Annotated in this window: 21 protein-coding genes and 1 pseudogene; 6 read left to right on the top strand and 16 right to left on the bottom strand. The window is 70.2% G+C overall.

What is annotated here, in order from left to right; genetic code table 11:
* Positions 1–245: 245 nt before the first annotated feature.
* The 4 genes from msrB to AMYBE_RS0103965 form a co-directional block, all read right to left on the bottom strand.
* On the bottom strand, positions 246–677 hold the full coding sequence (gene msrB / locus AMYBE_RS0103950) for a peptide-methionine (R)-S-oxide reductase MsrB (RefSeq protein WP_020658038.1): 432 nt from the start codon (positions 675–677) through the stop codon (positions 246–248).
* A gap of 19 nt (positions 678–696) precedes the next feature.
* The gene (locus tag AMYBE_RS0103955; RefSeq protein ID WP_020658039.1) at positions 697–1,002 is read right to left on the bottom strand and encodes a hypothetical protein; all 306 of its coding nucleotides are present in this window, start codon (positions 1,000–1,002) and stop codon (positions 697–699) included.
* Positions 1,003–1,074: 72 nt separating this feature from the next.
* Complete coding sequence (locus AMYBE_RS0103960) at positions 1,075–2,745, bottom strand: serine/threonine-protein kinase (protein ID WP_211226913.1); 1,671 nt, start codon at positions 2,743–2,745, stop codon at positions 1,075–1,077.
* 117 nt (positions 2,746–2,862) lie between these two features.
* Entirely contained in the window at positions 2,863–3,537 is a 675-nt protein-coding gene (locus AMYBE_RS0103965) for a TVP38/TMEM64 family protein (RefSeq protein WP_027927355.1), read from the bottom strand.
* A 486-nt stretch (positions 3,538–4,023) separates the two neighbouring features.
* Here AMYBE_RS0103965 and AMYBE_RS0103970 point away from each other — a divergent pair, with 486 nt between their 5' ends.
* Positions 4,024–4,416 (top strand): DUF6221 family protein, encoded by a 393-nt coding sequence (locus AMYBE_RS0103970; RefSeq protein WP_020658042.1) that lies wholly within the window; start codon positions 4,024–4,026, stop codon positions 4,414–4,416.
* 76 nt (positions 4,417–4,492) lie between these two features.
* Positions 4,493–5,503: an MsnO8 family LLM class oxidoreductase gene (locus AMYBE_RS0103975; protein ID WP_020658043.1), complete on the top strand. Its 1,011-nt coding sequence runs from the start codon at positions 4,493–4,495 to the stop codon at positions 5,501–5,503.
* Between the two features lie 28 nt (positions 5,504–5,531).
* Here the strand turns inward: AMYBE_RS0103975 and AMYBE_RS0103980 are convergent, their stop codons facing one another.
* Both AMYBE_RS0103980 and AMYBE_RS0103985 read right to left on the bottom strand, forming a co-directional pair.
* On the bottom strand, positions 5,532–6,188 hold the full coding sequence (locus tag AMYBE_RS0103980; RefSeq protein WP_027927356.1) for a maleylpyruvate isomerase N-terminal domain-containing protein: 657 nt from the start codon (positions 6,186–6,188) through the stop codon (positions 5,532–5,534).
* A 42-nt stretch (positions 6,189–6,230) separates the two neighbouring features.
* Positions 6,231–7,823, bottom strand: coding sequence for a PucR family transcriptional regulator (locus AMYBE_RS0103985; RefSeq protein ID WP_020658045.1), 1,593 nt, complete (start codon positions 7,821–7,823; stop codon positions 6,231–6,233).
* A gap of 115 nt (positions 7,824–7,938) precedes the next feature.
* Between AMYBE_RS0103985 and pruA the strand changes: the two genes are divergently transcribed.
* A complete protein-coding gene (gene pruA / locus AMYBE_RS0103990; RefSeq protein ID WP_020658046.1) occupies positions 7,939–9,576 on the top strand; it encodes an L-glutamate gamma-semialdehyde dehydrogenase in 1,638 nt (545 codons plus the stop codon).
* 13 nt (positions 9,577–9,589) lie between these two features.
* Positions 9,590–10,519: a proline dehydrogenase family protein gene (locus tag AMYBE_RS0103995; RefSeq protein ID WP_020658047.1), complete on the top strand. Its 930-nt coding sequence runs from the start codon at positions 9,590–9,592 to the stop codon at positions 10,517–10,519.
* Positions 10,520–10,619: 100 nt separating this feature from the next.
* Here AMYBE_RS0103995 and trxA read toward each other — a convergent pair whose 3' ends face one another.
* Positions 10,620–10,991: a thioredoxin gene (trxA, locus tag AMYBE_RS0104000; RefSeq protein WP_020658048.1), complete on the bottom strand. Its 372-nt coding sequence runs from the start codon at positions 10,989–10,991 to the stop codon at positions 10,620–10,622.
* A gap of 93 nt (positions 10,992–11,084) precedes the next feature.
* On the opposite strand from trxA, the gene AMYBE_RS0104005 reads away from it, so the two are divergent.
* Complete coding sequence (locus AMYBE_RS0104005) at positions 11,085–11,324, top strand: DUF2630 family protein (protein WP_020658049.1); 240 nt, start codon at positions 11,085–11,087, stop codon at positions 11,322–11,324.
* Positions 11,325–11,559: 235 nt separating this feature from the next.
* Here the strand turns inward: AMYBE_RS0104005 and AMYBE_RS0104010 are convergent.
* From AMYBE_RS0104010 to AMYBE_RS0104045, 8 genes and pseudogenes are all read right to left on the bottom strand, one after another.
* Positions 11,560–11,874: pseudogene (locus tag AMYBE_RS0104010) on the bottom strand (zinc-binding dehydrogenase); the annotation flags it as partial.
* Between the two features lie 532 nt (positions 11,875–12,406).
* A complete protein-coding gene (locus AMYBE_RS0104015) occupies positions 12,407–13,975 on the bottom strand; it encodes an alpha/beta hydrolase (RefSeq protein WP_020658052.1) in 1,569 nt (522 codons plus the stop codon).
* A 114-nt stretch (positions 13,976–14,089) separates the two neighbouring features.
* Entirely contained in the window at positions 14,090–15,163 is a 1,074-nt protein-coding gene (locus tag AMYBE_RS0104020) for an ATP-dependent DNA ligase (RefSeq protein WP_020658053.1), read from the bottom strand.
* Positions 15,164–15,189: 26 nt separating this feature from the next.
* Positions 15,190–15,789, bottom strand: coding sequence for an alkaline shock response membrane anchor protein AmaP (locus AMYBE_RS0104025; protein ID WP_020658054.1), 600 nt, complete (start codon positions 15,787–15,789; stop codon positions 15,190–15,192).
* The gene (locus AMYBE_RS0104030) at positions 15,786–16,322 is read right to left on the bottom strand and encodes a DUF6286 domain-containing protein (RefSeq protein WP_020658055.1); all 537 of its coding nucleotides are present in this window, start codon (positions 16,320–16,322) and stop codon (positions 15,786–15,788) included. The genes AMYBE_RS0104025 and AMYBE_RS0104030 overlap by 4 nt, the downstream gene beginning before the upstream one ends.
* A complete protein-coding gene (locus tag AMYBE_RS0104035) occupies positions 16,322–16,708 on the bottom strand; it encodes an Asp23/Gls24 family envelope stress response protein (RefSeq protein WP_020658056.1) in 387 nt (128 codons plus the stop codon). Before AMYBE_RS0104035 ends, AMYBE_RS0104030 begins: the two co-directional genes overlap by 1 nt.
* A complete protein-coding gene (locus AMYBE_RS44590) occupies positions 16,705–16,881 on the bottom strand; it encodes a hypothetical protein (protein ID WP_020658057.1) in 177 nt (58 codons plus the stop codon). The genes AMYBE_RS0104035 and AMYBE_RS44590 overlap by 4 nt, the downstream gene beginning before the upstream one ends.
* A gap of 181 nt (positions 16,882–17,062) precedes the next feature.
* Complete coding sequence (locus tag AMYBE_RS0104045) at positions 17,063–17,518, bottom strand: Asp23/Gls24 family envelope stress response protein (protein ID WP_020658058.1); 456 nt, start codon at positions 17,516–17,518, stop codon at positions 17,063–17,065.
* Between the two features lie 329 nt (positions 17,519–17,847).
* Here AMYBE_RS0104045 and zapE point away from each other — a divergent pair, with 329 nt between their 5' ends.
* On the top strand, positions 17,848–18,891 hold the full coding sequence (zapE, locus tag AMYBE_RS0104050; RefSeq protein WP_020658059.1) for a cell division protein ZapE: 1,044 nt from the start codon (positions 17,848–17,850) through the stop codon (positions 18,889–18,891).
* On the opposite strand, the gene AMYBE_RS0104055 is transcribed toward zapE, so the two are convergent.
* Entirely contained in the window at positions 18,833–19,414 is a 582-nt protein-coding gene (locus AMYBE_RS0104055) for a phosphatase PAP2 family protein (RefSeq protein ID WP_027927357.1), read from the bottom strand. The two genes, zapE and AMYBE_RS0104055, sit on opposite strands and share 59 nt — an antisense overlap.
* Positions 19,415–19,464: the final 50 nt, after the last annotated feature.

The raw sequence follows: 19,464 nt of genomic DNA on the forward strand, positions 1-19,464 counted from the left end.
ACTGACGGGGCTGAGGTCCGTGTCGTTCCCGGATTTCAGCCCGGACGGAAGCCAGCACGAAGCCGTCTAACAGGTCCACGACCATCGCGGTCGCGGCTGTCGCCACGCCGCGAGTCGTCCATTCCATTCCGGGCCCCCTTCCCGTTGCGCGTTCGACGCTGGGCGGGTCGCCGGGGTTGCCTTCGCGGCAAAGAAAACCGCCCTCCCCGGAACAATCCGGGAAGGGCGGGCAGGAGAGATCCGGCTCAGTCGCCGGACTCCTCCGGGACAAGCTTCAGCGAAATCGAGTTGATGCAGTAACGCTGATCGGTCGGAGTGGCGTAACCCTCGCCCTCGAAGACGTGCCCGAGATGGCTGTGGCAGGACGCGCACAGCACCTCGATGCGCCGCATGCCCATCGTGCGGTCCTCGCGCAGCAGCACCGCGTCGGAGTCCGCCGGGTCGTAGAACGACGGCCAGCCGCAGTGGCTCTCGAACTTCGTGCCGCTGCGGAACAGCTCCGCGCCGCAGGCCCGGCACTCGTAGACGCCGGTGGTCTTCGTGTCGGTGTACTCGCCGGTGAACGGCCGTTCGGTGCCCGCCTGCCGAAGCACCGCGTACTCCTCGGGAGCCAGCTGTTCCCGCCATTCCTGATCGGACTTCACCACGCGCGGGGTGGTGCCGACCACGGGTTTCATACCTTTCACCCTCTCCACGTTACCTGGACAGGAAAGCGGCCGCGTGCACCGCGATGTCCCAGGCGGTGACCAGCAGCCCGAGCACGATCAGCACCACGACCAGCGCGGACACCCAGTACCGCAGCCCGCCGCTGCGATTGCTGGACTCGGCGAAATCGGCGACCTGGTCCAGGCACGCCTCGACGGTGAAGGTCGGCCCGGTGCGCTCCATGCGGTCGAGATGAGCGGCGAACGCACGGGCTTCCGGGTCGTACGGATCCAGCCCGACCAGGTCCTCGTGAAACCGAGGATTCCAGCCCGGCGGCGGAGCTCCGTTCTCGGCCATGCCTCAACGGTAGGCCATCAACGCGACTCGACCCACCTCTGCGGCGCGTGTCACTGGGCTGGCGGCAGGCGATCAGTCGCCTGAAGCCGATGCGTCCAGCTTGGTGTTGCTGTCAATGAGCAGCTGTCCACCGATCGCGACGATGTGATACGCGCGGCGGGTGCCGTTGAGCTCCATCGTGATGTTCAGCGACCCGTCGGGGTTGTTGCCGCCGTCCGCGAGCGCCTTCTTGTAGCTCTTGATGTTGTTGGTGTTCTCGGCCCAGTACGCCGTGTAGGCATCCTGGGTGCCGTAGACCGCCTGAGCCGCAGGCGTCAGCAAGTTCCAGCTTGCTCCGGGATTCGGATAAAAGCTGTCGGTGAGCAGGCGGCCAGCGGCACCGTAATCGGTGATCTTGCTCTCGGACGGCGTCTTTCCCAGCTCCGCGGGATTGGCAGAACTGCGAGGCGGGCTGGATTTGGGCGTCGTCTGACCTGCCGCGGGCTCTCCGCCCGGCGGCTGCGCGCTCGATCCGCCGCCGTTGTCCCGGCTGCTGCTCAACACCAGGAACACCACCAGCGCCACCGCGACCACCGCCGCGGCGCCGCCGGCGAGCATCGCCGTTTTCCGCTTCCGCGCCGCGGCGGCGGAAACCCGCTCGCCCGAGCCGGCTCCGGAGTAATTCGGCGCGGCCGCGGTCGGTGCCTGCCGAACCGGCGGCTGCGGACGCGGCGGCGTGCCCGGCCCGGGGTTCTGCGCAGGCGGCCCGCCCATCGGCATAAACGCCGCGGTCGGCGTCCGAGGCGGGTTCGACGGAGCCTTCGGCGTCGCACCAGCAGCACCAGCTGCCCCACCCGCCGCAGCAGCACCAGCCGCCGCCGGGGGAGTCGACCGCTGCCACGGCGTACGCGACCCGGTGCCCGATCCGCGACCGGACAGCAGCTGCTGCGTCGCAGCCGGTTCCCCGGTCGCCAGTGCGGCCAGCCGCTCCCGCGCCTCGGCCATGCTCGGCCGCTCGGAAGCTTCGCTGCGCAGCAAGCTCATCAGCAACGCGGTCGCCGGACCGGCTTGTGTCGGCGGGTTGACCTGCCCGTTCGCCGCCGCGTACAGCAGCGCGAGCTGGTTCGTGGTGTTGCCGTACGGCGTCTGCCCCTCGATCGCCTGGTACAGCGTCGCGCCGAGCGCGAAGACGTCCGAACTCGGCACCGGGTCCGCGCCCCGGGCCAGCTCCGGCGCGAGGTAGGCCGGAGTGCCGCCGATGAGACCGGTCTGGGTGAGCGTCATGTCGCCGGCCGCGCGGGAGATGCCGAAGTCGGTGATCTTCGCGGTGCCGGTCTCGTCGATCAGGATGTTGCCCGGCTTGACGTCCCGGTGCACGATCCCGGCGCGGTGCGCGGCGACCAGCGCGGCGGCGACCTGCTCGCCGATCCGCGCGACCTGGCCGACCGGCAGCGTGCCCTGTTCGGCGAGCACCGCCGACAGGCTCGGGCCGTTGAGGTACTCCATCACCAGGCACGGGTCGCCGCTGTGCTCGGCGACGTCGAACACGACGATCGCGTTCGGGTGCTGGAAGCGGGCGGCGTTCTTCGCCTCGCGCATCGCGCGCTGGCGCATGTTGTCGCGCTCGGCCTCGGACACGCCCGGCTGCGGCAGGATCTGCTTGATCGCCACCGACCGCTCCAGGCGCACGTCCACCGCGCGCCACACCACGCCCATGGCACCGCTACCAATGTGCTCGACGAGGCGGTAATGCCCCGCGATCAGCTGCCCGGTGTCGATGTCGTCCGCTCCTGACGAAAGTCCCGTGATCGTGGTCGTGCGCAGCACGGATACCCCTCGCGCACCCGAATGAGTGTAGCGGCAGGGAGTACCTGCCTGCCGTCAGCCAGCCGGTGCCGTCACCTCAGCGGCCTCCGGTTCGGCGGCGGGAACGCGCTTCCGCAGCACCCGCACCAGTCCCGCTCCGCCGAGAATGGCGAAGACCGCGTAGCAGGCGAGCAGCGCGGGCGGCGTGTCGCCGGTCAGCGCGTCCGCGAAGACCACCACCACGACCGTTCCCGGCACGCTGCCGAGCGCGGTTCCGGCAAGGTACGGAAGGAGCTTCACGGACGAAACGCCGCACAGGTAGTTCATCGCCGAGAACGGGACGATCGGGATCAGCCGCAGCGATGTGATGGCGAGCACTCCGCCGTCGGAGAGCCGGTCGTTGACCGCTCGCACCGGCGCGCGGTGCAGATGCCGCAGGATCAGGTCCCGCCCGAGCAGGCGGGCCAGCCCGTACGCCAGCGCGGCGGCGATCGTGGTGGCCGCCAACGCGATCACGATGCCCGGGATGCTGCCGACGAGCAGTCCGGCCGCCAGATTGAACACGGTGCGGGGGATGGGCGCCACTGTCAGCAACGCGTAAGCCACGAGGAGTACCAGCGGCGTCATCGGCGCGGTCGCCGCGGCCCACTGGCGCAGCTGCGACGGGCCCGGGATCGGCAGCCACACCGCAGCAGCCGCGAGAAGGGCTAGCACGACCAGGGCGATGATCAGCTTGGTTCTCCCGGACACGCCGCCACGGTACGGCACGCCCGGCTGCGGTGACGGCACGGCCAAGAACGGTGACCCGGTCGGATATTGGGTGGGGGAAAGCACCGTCCGCGTGTCCAGCCCGGCCGAGTGCTAGGCGCCAGCTGTGCGGCGAAGCCGCTCCGGCGAGGGTGGCGGCGAGCAGGCACAGTACCTCACGGTGGCCGATCTGTTGCTGTACGCAATTGGCGAGCGGCCGGCCACGCTGAAACGCTGTCGGCACGGCGTCGCTGGAGAGTGGTTCTCCGCCAAGCGCGTCCCGAACTGGCGTGACCGTTCGATAGCCGGCCGTGATCACTGTCGGTGATCAACTTCGGGAGAATTTTTGACGGTAGTCTTCGCAGGTCGCGCTGAGTTTTTCGAGATGAGTCGACGGCGAGTTCGGTGCCGGCTGGTAACGCGCCGGGTTCACGGTGCGACTATTGCCGGGGCCGGAGGGGGAGCCGGCCCCGGAGGAGGGAGGCTGTCGTGGACGACCTGATCGCGTTCCTTGCCGCGCGCGTCGGGCAACGGCAGGCACTGATCATGCAGGCGGTGCAGAAGGGGAAGGCCGGTGGGCCGCGCGACCGCGGCGAAACCAAGGTCGCGCTGGAACAGCGGGTGCGCTCGCTCGGCGATCTCGAACTCGACGTCGTCAACCAGATGATCAACGAGATCGAGGCGACCCGGCGGATCATGCTCGCGCACCGCACGACGGTGTCCGAGAAGGTTCCGGGTTTTCCCCTCTACGGCAGCGAGTACTGGTGCGAGACGTGCCACGTGCCCGCGGACGAAGCCGGCTCGAATTGGTGCTTGACCTTGCGATTGCTGGCGTTGCCGTACGCGGATCACCCGGACTACAGCGAACGCTGGCGGCCGTAAAGGCCCCCTTCGGGAGTTCTTCCCCGACAGCGGGGCGGACCGGTGGGGAATTCGCCTGGCTGGTCCGGTGTTGGCCATGATCGTGGACGTTCCGATTTCCGTGCTGGACCGCTCGCCCGTACGGCGGGGACGGGGGGCCGCGCAGGCGATCCGGGACACCGTCGAGTTCGCGCGCGAGATCGAAGCTCTGGGCTACCACCGGTTCTGGGTCTCCGAGCACCACGGCGTGCCCGGCGTCGCCGGTTCCGCGCCGGCCGTGCTCGCTTCGGCGGTCGCGTCCGCGACCACCCGGATCCGCGTCGGGTCCGGCGGCGTGATGCTGCCGAACCATCGGCCGCTGGTCGTCGCCGAGCAGTTCGGGATCCTGGCATCTCTGTTCCCCGGCCGGATCGATCTGGGCCTGGGCCGGTCGGTCGGCTTCACCGAGGGCGTGCGCCGGGCACTGGGCCAGGACAAGGACGCCGCCCACGGTTTCGACGCGCAAGTCCGCGAACTGATGTCTTTCTTCCGCGGCGACTACCCCGGAATGCACGCCGTCCCCGTCGAGGGCCAGTCCGTGCCGATCTTCCTGCTGGCGACCGGTGCCGGCGCGGCTCTCGCGGCCGAGCTGGGCCTGCCGCTGGTGATCGCCCCGGCTCGCGGCGAACGCGCGATGATCGACGCGATCACGCGCTACCGGGCGAACTTCCGGTCCGATGCGGCCGATCCGCGGGTCGTCGTGTCGACCGCCGTCGCGGTCGCTTCAACGGCCGAGAAAGCCCGCCGGCTGCTGGTTCCCGAGGCGTGGTCGACGGTGTATTCGCGCAGCCACGGGGTTTTCCCTCCGCTGTCGCCGGCGGAGGAGATCCTGGCGCTGCCGATGACCGACCGCGAGCGGCATCGCCTGGACGAGGTCCTCGCCGGACAGATCAGCGGCACGCCGGGCGAGGTCGCCGCCCGCCTCGCCGATCTGGTCGCCGCCACTGGAGCGGACGAGGTGCTGGTCAGTACCAGCACCTACGATCCGGCCGAGCGGGTGGAGTCGTTCGCCGCACTGGCCCGGCTCGCGGATCTGCCCGCCGGGCACCCGGTTTCGGTTGGCGCTTGAGACGCTCGGCGGCGGCTGGCCGCTAGTCTCACCCCAGAACCACCGGCAGCTTTCCCGCCAGGTCGCCCAGCATCGCCGTTTCGTCCTCGGTCGCGGACCGCCGCCCGGTCCGCACCAGCAACGCCGCTCGGTCGTCCAGCTCCGCGGGCAGCTTTTCCCCCAGCACCGTCTCCACTGTCTGCCGGGCCGCCGCCAGGCACTGCGCGCTCGGACCGTCCACACCGGACAGATAGGCGACCAGATCCAGGTGGTGCAACGTCGACTCCACCACGTACGTCTCGAAATAGTCCGCCACCGTCAGCACCTGGCCTCGCGTCTCGACCCGCGCCGCCCGGTCCGCGAGGACCGCGGCCCGTCCGGCGGCCGCGGCCAAGTCCTCGAAGTGGTGCACCAGCGACGCGCCCGACCGGTAGCATGCCGCCGACCGGCGAGTGAATTTGTCCTCGTCGGACAGTCCGGTCGGCGGTTCGCCGCCGAGCTCCCAGTACCCGGAGGCAGTGCGGGTCGGCTCGGCGCCGGTCGGCGTGGCGAGCGTGATGAGGACGTCTTGCGCGTCGATGATCAGGTGAAACACCAAGTCCTGGACCAGCCAGCCAGTACAGCCGGACGGGGTCAGCCACTGGCCGCCCTCGAGCGAGCGGACTGCCCTGCGAAGGTCATTCCAGGCGCGGGAGAAGAGGTCCACGCCGGCAGCCTAGCCATCACCCCCGGTCACGGCAGCCGATTTTCACAACCGCAGCAACAGTTCGGTGAGCAGCCGCTGGGCCGGGTCGGTCAAGTCGATTCCGGATACCTCCGAGGCGCGCCGGACCCGGTATCGCACGGTGTTCGGGTGGATGTTCAGGCTGCTCGCCGCCGCCCGGACGTCCCCGAAAGCGTTCAGGTACGCCAGCACCGCGGGCACCAGGATCGCGCCGTGCTCGGCGTCGTGCGCCGTCAGGTCCGCCAGCCGGGGATCTCGCAACCGCGGTTGATCGGCCAAGTAGGCCAGCACTTCCGACAGCAGGACGTCTGCCCGGACATCGGCCAGCGACGCGACATCCGACGGCCAGTGTCCGCGTGTCATCGCCATCAGGACCCGGTCCGCGTCGCCTCGGGACGATGCCGCCTCGGACAGTCGCGCCACGATGCCGCCGAGTGCTGCGCGTACCGGAGTGTCGAGGTGTTTCCGTGCTGCGCCAACGATTTCCTTTGCCAGTGCGAGCACTGCGGCATCCGAGTGTTCCGGCAGGTCGGGCAGCAGCGCGTACACGCGGCCGTTGAGCACGCTGACCAGCGCGGTCCGCCGATACGCCGCGGTGTGCACGGCGATCAGATGCACGAGTTCCGCACGGCGCAGCAACCGATCCGATGCGGCGGCCGACTGCTGCCTAGCGAGCGTGAACGCCAGTACCTGCGCCGGACGTGCCGGATCCGCGCCGATGTCGTCCGCGACCGACTCGGCGTCCACGCGTCCTTCCAACAGCCCGGCAAGCAGGTCTTCCCGAAGCCGCAGCTGCGGATCGGGCAGCGTCCGAGCGCGAATGAGCTGCGGCGCCAACGTCCGGCTCGCGCCGAGCAGCGCCACTTCCGCTTGCTCGGTAAGGGGTTTCGCGCCTTCCTGGACCCAGATGGTGCCGAGCGGCTGCGAACCCGCGTGAATGCCGGCGGCGATGCGCCGGCGGATCCCGAGATCGGGCCGCTCGTCGACGCGCACGATCCCTTCCCCGGCGCGCAGCCGCTGATAGACGCCCCACTCGCGAAGCATCGCGAGGTACCGCTCCGGCCCTTCTCGGCCCAGGATCGACAGCCGGCGCAACTCGTCCACCTCGTCGCCGCCGCGCGAGTACGCGAGTACGCGGCTCGCGGTGTCCTCGATGCTGACCAGACCGCCGGTCAGCGTCGCGATGGTCTGCGCCAGCGCGAAGAGGTCGCCCAGCACCTCGCCGGTCTCCGCTTCGCCTCCGGCACGCGCCGCGTCGACCACCCCGCGCGCCAGGGCTTCGACCTGTTCCCACCGTGCTTCGGCGCCGACCGTAAGCAACGCGACGCCCGCGTCTGCTGCGACCTCGATGCCGCCTTCGCCCTTTACGGCTACCGCAGCCGCTCCGCCGCGTCCGGCCGCGCGGATCGCCGCCGCCGCGGATCGGCCTCGTGCGCCGATGACCAGCACCAGGTCGCCGGGATGCGCCTCCGGCGGGTCCTCCGGGTCGAGAATCACCACGTCCTGCACCGGGACGCCCAGTCCGCGCGGGGCGACCAGCACCCGGACGAGCGGCTCGCCGAGGGTCGCGAGGACGTGCCGCAGCGACGCGCCGGAAAGCGGTTCGTCGGCGGTCACCGGATAGGCCGATCGAACAAAACCATATCGACGATTCTAGCCGCTCGAACAAACACCTGAACGGCCTACGGAGTTATGTTTCGGGCAACGACCAGTAACCAACGAGGGAGCCGCCGTGGACGCCGTGACCCAGACCCCCGCCCCGAAGAACGAGCCGGTGCTGACGTACGCGCCGGGCAGCGCCGAGCGCGCCGAGCTGGAGGGTGCGCTGAAGAAACTGGGTCAGGCCGGTCCCGTCGACCTGACGGTCACCGTCGGCGGCGAGCAGCGCGCGGGCGGCGGCGAGAAGATCGACGTCGTGCAGCCGCACAACCACGGCCATGTCCTCGGCACCATCCAAAGCGCGACCGGGCAGGACGCGACCGACGCGATCGCTGCCGCCGCGAAGGCCGCTCCGGAGTGGCGCGCCCTGTCCTACGACGACCGCGCGGCCATCCTGCTGCGTGCGGCCGATCTGCTGAGCGGCCCGTGGCGCGCGACGCTGAACGCCGCCACCATGCTCGGCCAGTCGAAGACCGCCACCCAGGCCGAGATCGACTCCGCGTGCGAGCTCGCCGACTTCTGGCGCTTCAACGTCAAGTTCGGCCGCGAGATCCTCGATCACCAGCCGGTCAGCTCGCCGGGCGTGTGGAACCGCATGGAGCACCGTCCGCTTGAGGGCTTCGTCTACGCGATCACGCCGTTCAACTTCACCGCGATCGCCGGCAACCTGCCGACCGCGCCCGCGCTGATGGGCAACACCGTGCTGTGGAAGCCGTCGCCGACGCAGAGCTTCGCCGCGCACCTGACCATGCGGCTGCTCGAAGAAGCCGGCATGCCGCCGGGCGTGATCAACCTGCTGCCGGGTGACGGCAAGGCCGTCTCGGAGGTCGCGCTGACGCACCGCGATCTGGCGGGCATCCACTTCACCGGCTCCACCGCCACGTTCCAGCACCTGTGGGGCACTGTCGGCGCGAACATCGCCGGCTACCGCAGCTACCCGCGCCTCGTCGGCGAGACCGGCGGCAAGGACTTCGTGCTCGCGCACCCGTCCGCGGACATCGACGTGCTTCGTACCGCGCTCGTCCGCGGCGCGTTCGAGTACCAGGGCCAGAAGTGCTCCGCTGCTTCGCGGGCGTACGTGCCGCGCAGCATCTGGGAACAGCTGAAGGACGGCCTTGCGTCCGAGACCGCCGCGCTCAGCTACGGGGACGTCACCGACCTGTCGAACTTCGGCGGCGCGGTGATCGACCGTCGTGCGTTCGACAAGCACGCCTCGCTCTTCGAGCGCGTGAAGAACGACAGCGAGGTCGAGATCCTCGTCGGTGGCACTGCGGACGACAGCGTCGGCTACTTCGTGCAGCCGACTGTCCTCGTCTCGACCAACCCGAAGCACGAGATCTTCAGTACCGAGTACTTCGGCCCGATCCTGTCCGTCTACGTCTACGACGACCGGGATGACACCGCTTTCGACGCCGTCCTGCGGCTGGTCGACGAGACCGCCTCGTACGCCCTCACCGGCGCTGTGATCGCGAACGACCGCACGGCCGTCGCGAAGGCGTCCGAGGCGCTGCGGTTCACCGCGGGCAACTTCTACGTCAACGACAAGCCGACCGGCGCGGTCGTCGGCCAGCAGCCGTTCGGCGGGGCGCGCGCCTCGGGCACCAACGACAAGGCCGGCTCGGTCTTCAACCTGCTCCGCTGGACGAGCCCGCGCTCGATCAAGGAGACCTTCGTGCCGCCGACCTCAGTGCGTTACCCGCACCAGGGCTGAGAGGAGAACCGTCATGCTGCGTGCCCCGTTGCTCGCCGCCGCTCGTTCCCAGCGGATGCGTGCGCTGGTCGAGGCGGTTCCGGTGACCCGGTCCGTCGTGCGCCGGTTCGTGTCCGGCTCGGCTACCGCCGACGCCGTGCGCGCCGCTCGGGAGCTGGCCGCCGACGGCCGGAAGATCACCATCGACCACCTCGGCGAAGACACCACGGACGCTGCCCAGGCCACCGCCACCGTGCAGGCGTACGAGGAGTTGCTGACGGCACTGTCCGAGCAGGGGCTCGCCGAAGGCGCCGATGTCTCGGTCAAGCTGTCCGCGGTCGGGCAGTTCCTGCCGGGTGACGGCGAAGGCGTCGCGCTGGAGAACGCGCGAAAGATCTGTGCCGCTGCGGAAGCGGTCGGGGCAACCGTGACGCTGGACATGGAAGACCACACCACCACGGACTCGACGCTCGGCATCCTCCGCGAGCTGCGTGCCGAGTACCCGTGGGTGGGCGCGGTCCTGCAGGCGTACTTGCACCGCACCGAGCAGGACTGCCGCGACCTGTCCGGCCCTGGGTCGCGCGTGCGGCTGTGCAAGGGCGCGTACGCCGAGCCGGAGACGGTGGCGTTCCAGGACAAGGCCGAAGTGGACAAGTCCTATGTGCGGTGCCTGCGCGTGCTGATGGCCGGGCAGGGCTACCCGATGGTCGCGTCGCACGACCCGCGGATGATCGCGATCGCCGGCAAGCTGGCGGCGGACGCCGGCCGGACCGCAGGCGACCACGAGTACCAGATGCTGTACGGCATCCGGCCGGAGGAGCAGAAGCGGCTGGCCGCCGAAGGCGAGACGGTGCGCGTGTACGTGCCGTGCGGCGACGAGTGGTACGGGTACTTCATGCGCCGGCTGGCCGAACGCCCGGCGAACCTCGTGTTCTTCCTGCGCGGACTGGTCACCCGGTCCTGACCGGACTCGCCGTCCGGACTTGACGACAGCAGAGGCCCGGCACCCTTTCGGGTGCCGGGCCTTCGTCTGTTCCCCGGGTCTTGCGCTTGTGCTCGCCAGGTCAGGCTTGCTTGGCCTGCTCGGCGGCGGCGGCCTCGCGAACCTTGTCCATGTCGACCTCGCGCGCCTGCCGGATGACGTCTTCCAGCGCGGCCTCCGGCAGAGCACCCGGCTGGGAGTAGATGAGAGTCCGGTCCCGGATCACCGCGAGGGTCGGGATGGACCGGATGTTGAACGCGGCGGCCAGCTGCTGCTGGTCCTCGGTGTCCACCTTGGTGAACGCGATGTCGCCGTGCTTCTCCGACGCCTTTTCGAACACCGGTGCGAACTGGCGGCACGGGCCGCACCAGCTCGCCCAGAAATCGATCAGCACGAAATCGTTGTCGGTCACGGTCTGGTCGAAGTTCTCCGCGGTCAGTTCGACTGTGCTCATGTCCGGTTCAACGAGCGAGCCGGGCCGGGAATTCCCCGGGACGGGGTAGCGTCCCTGTTCGGTGACCGTTGTTCCTTGTTCGTGGAGGTCGATGTGGCTGACGGGATTCTCGGGCGGATCGATGAGCTGATCGCTGAGGAGAAGGAGTTGCGAGGACGGGCGGTCGGCGTCGGGCTGTCCTCGGACGAGCGGGGACGGCTGGCCAGGGCCGAGGAGGAACTGGACCAGTGCTGGGACCTGCTGCGGCAGCGGCGGGCGCGGGTCGAGTTCGACGAGGACCCCGACGACGCCACGGTGCGTTCGGCGCGGGAGGTAAAGGGCTATCGGCAATAAGAGCATGTCTCACCCGGTGCTGTCGCGAGGCATCGGTGGCGGGCGACCAGGTTGCCGGTCTGTCCGTGAAGGGCCCCTTGAAGGAATCCAAGTCCCTGAAGGGGCCTTGCCCGGACGGGACCTGGCGGGCCGTTCGGTACGTGGCCACCTCAGCCAAGCTCTAAGCCGTGGCCCTCGATCGCGCTCGCGGTTCGCCGAGGAAGAGGTGCCTCGGCGAACCGCTGCCGCAGGTCTTTCAGACAGTGATCACCCGGCGGCCCCGGGTATGGCCGGATTTGCTGTCTCGATGCGCGGCCGCGGCGTCCGCCAGCGCATAAATCTTTTCGTTCGGGATATGCAGTTCGCCGTTGCCGATCAGCCGCACCGTCTCGGCCAATGCCGCGGGCATGTCGCCGGGGGTGCCGGCGAAGCGCACGCCGCGGTCGGGTGCGGTCAGATCGGCGATAGAGACGACTTTGTCCGGGACGCCGGTCAGCGCGACGAGTTCTTCGATGACATCGGAGCCGGACAAGTCCAGTGCCGCGTGCATGGCGCCGAACGCGCGGACGCGAGCGGGTCAGCCTCGGCGGTGGACGAGGTTTTCCGGCTGATCGACGCCGCTTGGGCGGCGGCCCGTCCGGCGGTGGCTCGCTAGGAAAGCTCGCTAGGAAAGCCGGACTCGCGGCGGTCCTTCGCGGCTCGCCGTACGGCGGCTGCGGCAGTTCGCCGTCCGGTGGCTGTGCTGCGCGAGATTCTGTCGTTTCCGCTACTCTCGGTGATCTTCTTACTCTCGAGTGGGTGAGGCGGTAAGGCCGAGTTGAGTGATGCGGAATCGAACAGGCGTTCGACAAGCTGGTGAGGTGTCCGAAACGACCTTCCCGGTGGAGCAGCCCCGCCTCCGCCCTCTCAGACAGCCGCGGGGCACCCGCCGGCAGACCTCTGTCCGACAGCTGCTCCACAGCGATCGACCACGGTTCAGCTTGCCGCGGCACCTGCTGGGCGTCGCGTCTGGAGTGCTGATGAAGGCGGCGCGCGCCGTACCCGCGGTCGTTCTATCGTTCAGCAGGCCGGCCCCGGCCGCCGACCGTTCCCGCTCTGGCAGCTCAGGCGGGGCAGAGCGTCCCGCCGTCCGGGATCTTGCCGTCGACCAGGAACGCCTGCGCGGCGGCTGTGACACAAGGAGACTGTCCGACTGCGCCGTGCCCGACACCCTGCCATGTGATGGTGACCGCGCTGGGCATCTGGTCGGCGGCCCTGGTGGTGCCGATTCCCGGCGTCACCGGGTCGGTCGCGGTGGCAGCGACCAGGATGGGCGGCGCGCCCGGAGCGCCGGCAGGCGGCAGCGGCTCGCGGCGGACCGGCCAAGCACCGCACCAAGCGAGTTCCTGGGCGACCGCCACGCCGAACTGCGGGTACTTGGCGCGCATCGCGTCGGCGGCGCGGTCCAGCTGGTCGGCGGGCAGCCGCGTGGCGGAGTCGTTGCAGCGGGTCGCGATGGTGCCGCCGATGCGTGCCGTCCGGCCGTGGAGGTCGGCCAGCGCCGGATCGACGAACCCGGCCAGCGCGGTCACGTCGCCGTTCTTGGCCGCGGCGAGCGCGTCGGCGAGCGCCGTCCAGTTCGACCGGTTGGCGAGGCCCAGGTAAACCGCGTAGGTCGCGACGCCGGGGTCCATCGTCACGCCGTCCGGGGTGTCCACCGGAGAAGTGCGGAGGCGGTCGGTCACCGTTTTGAGCGCGGCCTTCGCGTCGCCCAGCGAGCAGCTGCGGGCGGCGCAGTCCGCGGAGAACGCGTCGAAGGTGGCCTGCGCGCCAGCGGCGACCGCGTCCAGGACCGCCGCGCGATCTTGACCGGGGTCCGGCACGCCGTCCAGCGCCATGCGGCCGACCTGCGCCGGGTAGCGCACCGCGTAGTCCGAAAGCACTTTCGAACCGTCTCCGCGGCCCAGCGCGTTCAGCCGGTCCATGCCGAGCTGACGGCGCAGCTGGTCGAGATCCCCAGCAGTACGCCAGCTGTCCAGCGCGGTCTTCGCGGTGTCGAGGTCGAGCGAGCACTGCTGGCCCGCGCGGCGGGAGGCGTCCAGGACGTCGCCGAGGCCGCCCTGTGCCGGGTCCGCACCGAGCAGCGCCGAACGCACCTCGAGCGGCACACACTGGACGATGCCGGACTGTCCGGTGCCACGGCGGTCCACGCCGATCAGCGAAAACTTCTTCAAGAAGTCCGGCGGCAGCTGGGTGGCCAGCCGCGCGGCGAACAGCGAACCCGGTTCGCCGCCGACGTCGTTCACCACCACCAGCGGAATCGGTCCGTCTCCGGCCTTGAGCACGAAGATGCGGGCGAGCAGGTGCTGGGTGTCGTCGGGAGCGTCGAGCGGCGAGTTGATCCGCGCGCAGGTGAGATGCAGCGAGTCGGGCAGGGCCGGCTCGGGCATCCGCTGCCGGGTTTCCGCGTCGCAGTTGGCCCAGCGCAGGCTGGTCTTCTTGGGCTCGGCCAGCGGCGGCAGCGGCACCGCGGCGGAGCTCGGCGGGGGAGCGGCGCCAGGGTGCCCGTCGTTGTCGATCACCGCGGGCCGCACCGACGGTCCGGTGGTGCACCCGGCCAGCGCGAACACCCCCAGCGTCGCCGCCGCCAGCCGGGCGCGCAGACGGGAACGGCTGGGGGAACGGCGGTGCACGGGCTGATCCTCACGTCTACTCGGCGGAACTCTCGGACGAGCTTGGCACGGCCGATGTGGGAAGCCAGTGAGCGGGTCCCGCGGCGTGTCCGGCCCGCGCTGGCCCGGCCCGGGTCAGTGCGTCCGCACGACCTCGCCCCGGAACACCGCCGAAAGGTCGTACCGCGCCGGCTCGTCCAGCTGCGCGTAGCCGCACGAAGCTGGTTCCCGGTCCGGCCGCCAGCGCGCGAACTGGGCGGTGTGGCGGAAGCGCGAAGGGTAGCCGCCCTCGGTGTGCTCGTACGAAACTTCCACCACGCGCTCCAGCCGCAGCGGCACCCACGGCTGTTCCTTCGAGCGCCAGCGTGTGACGCCGCCCGGAATGCGCTGGCCCTCGCACACCTCGTCGCCCAGCCACGGATGGCCCGCCCCGTCGCTGATCAACGGAGCCAGCTCCTGTGCCAGTTCGCGCCGGCGCGCGGCAGGGAAAGAGCCGACGACGCCCACGTGGTGCAGCAGCCCGTTGCCGTCGTACAAGCCCAGCAAGAAGGAGCCGACGGCTTCGCCCGGTCCGCCGTCCACGTGCCAGCGCAGACCGGCCAGCACGCAGTCCGCGGTGCGGGAATGCTTGTACTTGAACAAAACCCGCTTGCCCGGCGCGTACGGCTCGTCCAGCGGTTTTCCGATCACGCCGTCCAGCCCGGCGCCTTCGAAAAGCTCGAACCAGCGCCGCGCGGTGTCCGGATCGGTCGTCGCCGGGGTCAGGGCGATGCCGGGCAGCCCCGCCAGCCGCTCGCGCCGCGCCGAGGTCGGTTCAGCCACCAAGGACTCGTCGCCGATCGCGAGCACATCGAAGGCCACGAACTGCGCGGGCGTCTGTTCCGCGAGGAGCTGGACCCGGCTGTCCGCAGGGTGGATGCGCTCGGTCAGCGCGTCGAAGTCGAGCTTGCCGTCCCGCGCGACGACCAGTTCGCCATCGAGCACGACCCGGTCCGGCAAGGTTTCCCACAGCGCGGCGAGCACTTCCGGGAAGTACCGGTTCAACGGCTTTTCCGCGCGCGACTGCAAGGTGATCTCGTCCCCGTCGCGGAACACCAGGCAGCGGAACCCGTCCCACTTCGGCTCGAACAGCAGACCGCCGGAATCCGGGATGGCCTTCGCCGGCTTCGCGAGCATGGGCTTGATCGGTGCCTGCACAGGGAGGGCCATGCGGGCATTCTCGGGGAAACCCGGGGTCAGCGCACGCGTGCCGAGCCCGCCGTGTCGAGTTCGATCCGCACCGCGGTCGGCAGCGTCTCCACTCCAAGCGAATTCCGGGCTCTGGTCAGCACAAACGAGTCCAGCTCTTCCCACACCTGCCGAACCTCGGTGCCTTCCGCCAGCCAGAGCGTGATCCGGACAGCGGGTTCGGCCACCGTGCCGACCGATCGAACCCGCGCGCGGGTAACGCCTTCGAGGCTTTCCGCGTCGGTCTGCACCGCGCCGGCCAGCGCGCCGCCCGTGACGGTCAGCTCCGCGCCGACGGTTTCGTCCAGTCGCAGGTCCGGGCGGCGTTCCGGGCGCAATGAACGGAAGAACCACCGCAAGCCCAGCACCAGCAACAGCACCCCGAGCACGACCGCACCGATCCGCGCGTACAGCGCGTGGCCGCTGAGCCAGTCGACCGCGATCGGGTCCAGCACGGGCCGATGCCCGCGGAACTGGCCTAGCCAGCCCATGCCGACCACCAAAGCGCCGGCCCCGGCCAGCACCGCGAGCACTCCGACCAGAGCGGTCAGGGTGCGCTCACCACGGTACGAACGTCCTTGCGCGCGACGCGCAGCCGAAACACTCATCGTCGGTCCTTCGGGGAGTCGACCACCACGGAGACTTTCGGCCGACGCTGCAGGGGGAGATCGTCCAGCACGCCAGCGACGGTCTCCAACAGCCGCGGCCGCAACTGTTCCTCGTTCTCCAGCCGGCTTGTCGCGCGCACCCGCACCCGGCGGGCGCTGGCTGTCACAGACGCGCCGCGCACGTTGTCCTGTGCGCGGACCGCCACGCCCACCATCCTCGCGAGCGCCCGCGGCGAAGTGCTGACCGTGATGCCTTCCGACGGGTCCGTCATCCGCACGGCGCGGTCCCCGGCGCTCAACGCCAGCAGCACCAGGACGACCCCGGCCACCACGACGATCCCAGCGGCGATCCGCACCGGCGTGCTGGTCCAGTCGACCGCGGCGAGCTCGGCCTTCCATCGCGGCCAGGGCACCAGCAGAGGTGTCTTGCCCGGCTGCCACCAGGACCATCCGACCTCCAGCGCCAGCAGCGCGCCGCCGGCCGCGACGGCCAGCGCTAGCAACGTGGACAGGAGCCGAACGAGGACGCGCATCACTGCACCCTCGGCCGGAGGTCCGGCAGCAGCGCGGTGACCGTCACCGCCACCGAACGCACGTGATAGGAGGTGATCCGCTCGACTTCCTCGACCACTCTGTCGCGCACCTGCCCGGTCACCTCGCGCACCGGCGCCGGGTACCGCAGCGCGAGATCGAGCGACAGATCGACGTCGTTGTCCGAGCCCCCGACTTTGGCGGACGTACCAGAGGTCCCGGTGCTGACCCCCGCGACGCGACGCTCGGCCGGCACGGTGCCCGGCACCTGGTCGGCGGCGTGCTGGGCGACCTTGCGCACGACGGTCTGCGCGATGCTGAGCGAACCGCGCTCGGCCGGCTCGGGCAGGTCGGTGCGGGACGGCGCGGCCTCGACCGCCTGGGTCACTTGTCCCGGCCCTTCCCGAACAGATCGCTGAGGTCGAGCTCGCCGTCGAGGATCCGGCCGACCACGAGCCCGATGATGCCGACCGCGAGAGTCACCAGAAAGGCGGTGAATCCCTGAGTCGCGGCCAGGCCGAGAATCAGCCCGGCGAGAATCCCGGTCTGCGTAGCGTTCAACGTGCGCCCTCCTGGGATATGCGTGCTGCGAATGCTGTGCGGGTTGCCGCCTCGGCGGCAGTGTCCGTGCCTGGGCCGCCGGTGCCCGCGGTCCGAGAGCTGTGCCGTTTCTGCCGGGCCCGGCCTTGCCGCGCCGGTCCCTCCGCACCAGGCGGCCGCACCGGCAACACCGGCTTCCCGGTCACTCGACCCGGCTCGACTCGGGCTCGTCTTCCTCGCCCGGCAGGTGGACGTCGTTCACCGAGATGTTCACCTCGACCACGTCGAGCGCAGTGATCTGCTCGACCGCGGTGATCACGTTGCGCCGCACTTCGCGGGCAACCTCGGCAATCCGCGCGCCGTACTCGACGACGACGTCGAGGTCGATCGCAGCCTGCTTCTCGCCGACCTCCACCGAGACCCCAGCGGTCGAAGTCGCCCCGGAGCCCGGAATCTTGTCCCGCAGCGCGCCAAGAGCCCGCGACACCCCGCCGCCGAGCGCGTGGACGCCCGGCACCTCCCGCGCAGCCAGCGCGGCGATCTTCTGCACGACCAGCGAAGCGATTGTCGTGCGCCCAGCGGTATCTGCTTGTTCCACCGCGGCAAGAGCAGCGGAAGGGACAGCGGTCGGTGCGTCGGGCCGGTTCGGGGTCGGCATGGTTTCTCGCTCCCTGTAGCAGTCGTGGCGCGTCCAGTGTCACCGTGCGCGGCGCTCGGCGCCGGAGACGTGCCCACCAGAACGATGTCCCGACCGGGCGAAAACTCACGGGGCATCACCCAAATGGGTGAGCGCGCTGTGCTGGGACGACGACACATCGCCAGGGCTGCCGCCCACGACGCGAGACAACGCCCGCGCCAGCCGGTGACAGTCGACACACGCACCCCTCGCCGACCGCGTTCCGCGGCCCCGGAACCCCCTGCGACCGGGCGATTCGCCGACCCGGGCGCGCCGCGGCGGCCGAACCGGTCCGGATAGGCTCTCCGACCATGCCCGCAGCTGCCCTGACCGACCGGTTTCCCGAGCTCGGGCCCGACGAGCTGATCGCGTCCCTCGTGCCGCCGCCCCGGTTCGGCGAGGCCCGGTTCTCCACCTACCTGCCCAACCCCGACGAGCCCAGCCAGGCCGCCGCGGTCGAGGCGTGTTCCGCGTTCGCGTCGCGGATCGGCGCGGCGAAGGCGAAGAAGTCGCGGCTGCGCACGCTGTTCGGCGGCGGGGCGGCGATCCCGGACGGGCCGATGGGGCTCTATCTCGACGGCGGGTTCGGAGTCGGCAAGACCCATCTGCTCGCTTCGACCTGGCACGAGACGCCCGGCCCCAAGGCGTACGGCACCTTCGTGGAGCTGACCCACCTCGTCGGCGCGCTCGGATTCGGCAACGCGGTCGAGCGGCTGTCCGAGCACCGGCTGCTCGCGATCGACGAGTTCGAACTCGACGACCCCGGCGACACGACGCTGGTCAGCCGGCTGCTGCAGGAGCTGACCGACGCCGGCGTGTACGTCGCGGCGACGTCCAACACCCTGCCGGACAAGCTCGGCGAAGGCCGGTTCGCGGCGGAGGACTTCCTGCGCGAAATCCAGGCGTTGTCGCGGCGGTTCGGCGTCGTCCGGGTCGACGGGCCCGACTACCGGCACCGCGGCCTGCCCGATGCGCCGCCGCCAGTCAGCGACGAGGAGCTGGACGCTTCCGCCGAGGCTCGCGAGGGTTCCACTTTGGACGACTTCGGTGCGCTGATGGCTCATCTCGAACGGCTGCACCCGTCCCGTTACGGGAAGCTGCTCGACGGCGTACAGCGAGTGCATCTCAAGCACGTGGCCCCGGCACCGGACCAGAACGTCGGCCTCCGGCTCGTCGCGTTCGCGGACCGGCTGTACGACCGCGCGATCCCGCTGGTCGTCTCGGGAGTGCCGTTGCCGGAGCTGTTCGGCGAGGAGATGCTGAACGGCGGTTACCGCAAGAAGTACTTGCGCGCGATCAGCCGCTTGACTGCGCTGGCTCGCGACGCAGTGACAGCGCCGCCCGCAACGCGGTGACGACGCCGGTGGCGAAACACGCGCCGCCGGCGATGTCGGTGAGGTAGTGGTAGCCGAGACCGATCATGCCGACGGCTCCGCACCCGAGCAGAACCACGCTGACCAGCGTTGCGGCCATCCTCAGCCGAACCAGCAGCACCACGACCACGAGTACCGCCACCAGACTCACTGTGTGGCCGCTCGGATACACGAGCGTGCCGCCCTTCCACCGGTCGAAGACGGGTTTCAACGCCCAGGTGTTCAGCGCGACCGCGAGCACCGGCCCGGCCACGGCCAGCACTGCGTCCCGCCGTCGGTGCAGGTACAAGCAAATCCCGGCGATGACGGCGATCGCGGGGATCAGCACGTACGGCTCAGTCGGCAGCACCAATGCGTTGAGCAGGCCGGTGCTCAACCCGTCAACTCTCCCGTAAGCCCAATTGTCCAGCGCACCAGGCGGATTCGGCGAGACCAGCAGGCCCACCGCCACCGCCACGAGTACGCACAAAGCAGCGAAGAGGGCAAGCGCTCGCCTCGCGTTCACGGAGCCGAGCCTACGTCAGCGAGTCGCCCTCGACCTGACTCATCGGTCTA

This window comes from Amycolatopsis benzoatilytica AK 16/65 (assembly GCF_000383915.1).
Classification (GTDB): Bacteria; Actinomycetota; Actinomycetes; order Mycobacteriales; family Pseudonocardiaceae; genus Amycolatopsis; species Amycolatopsis benzoatilytica.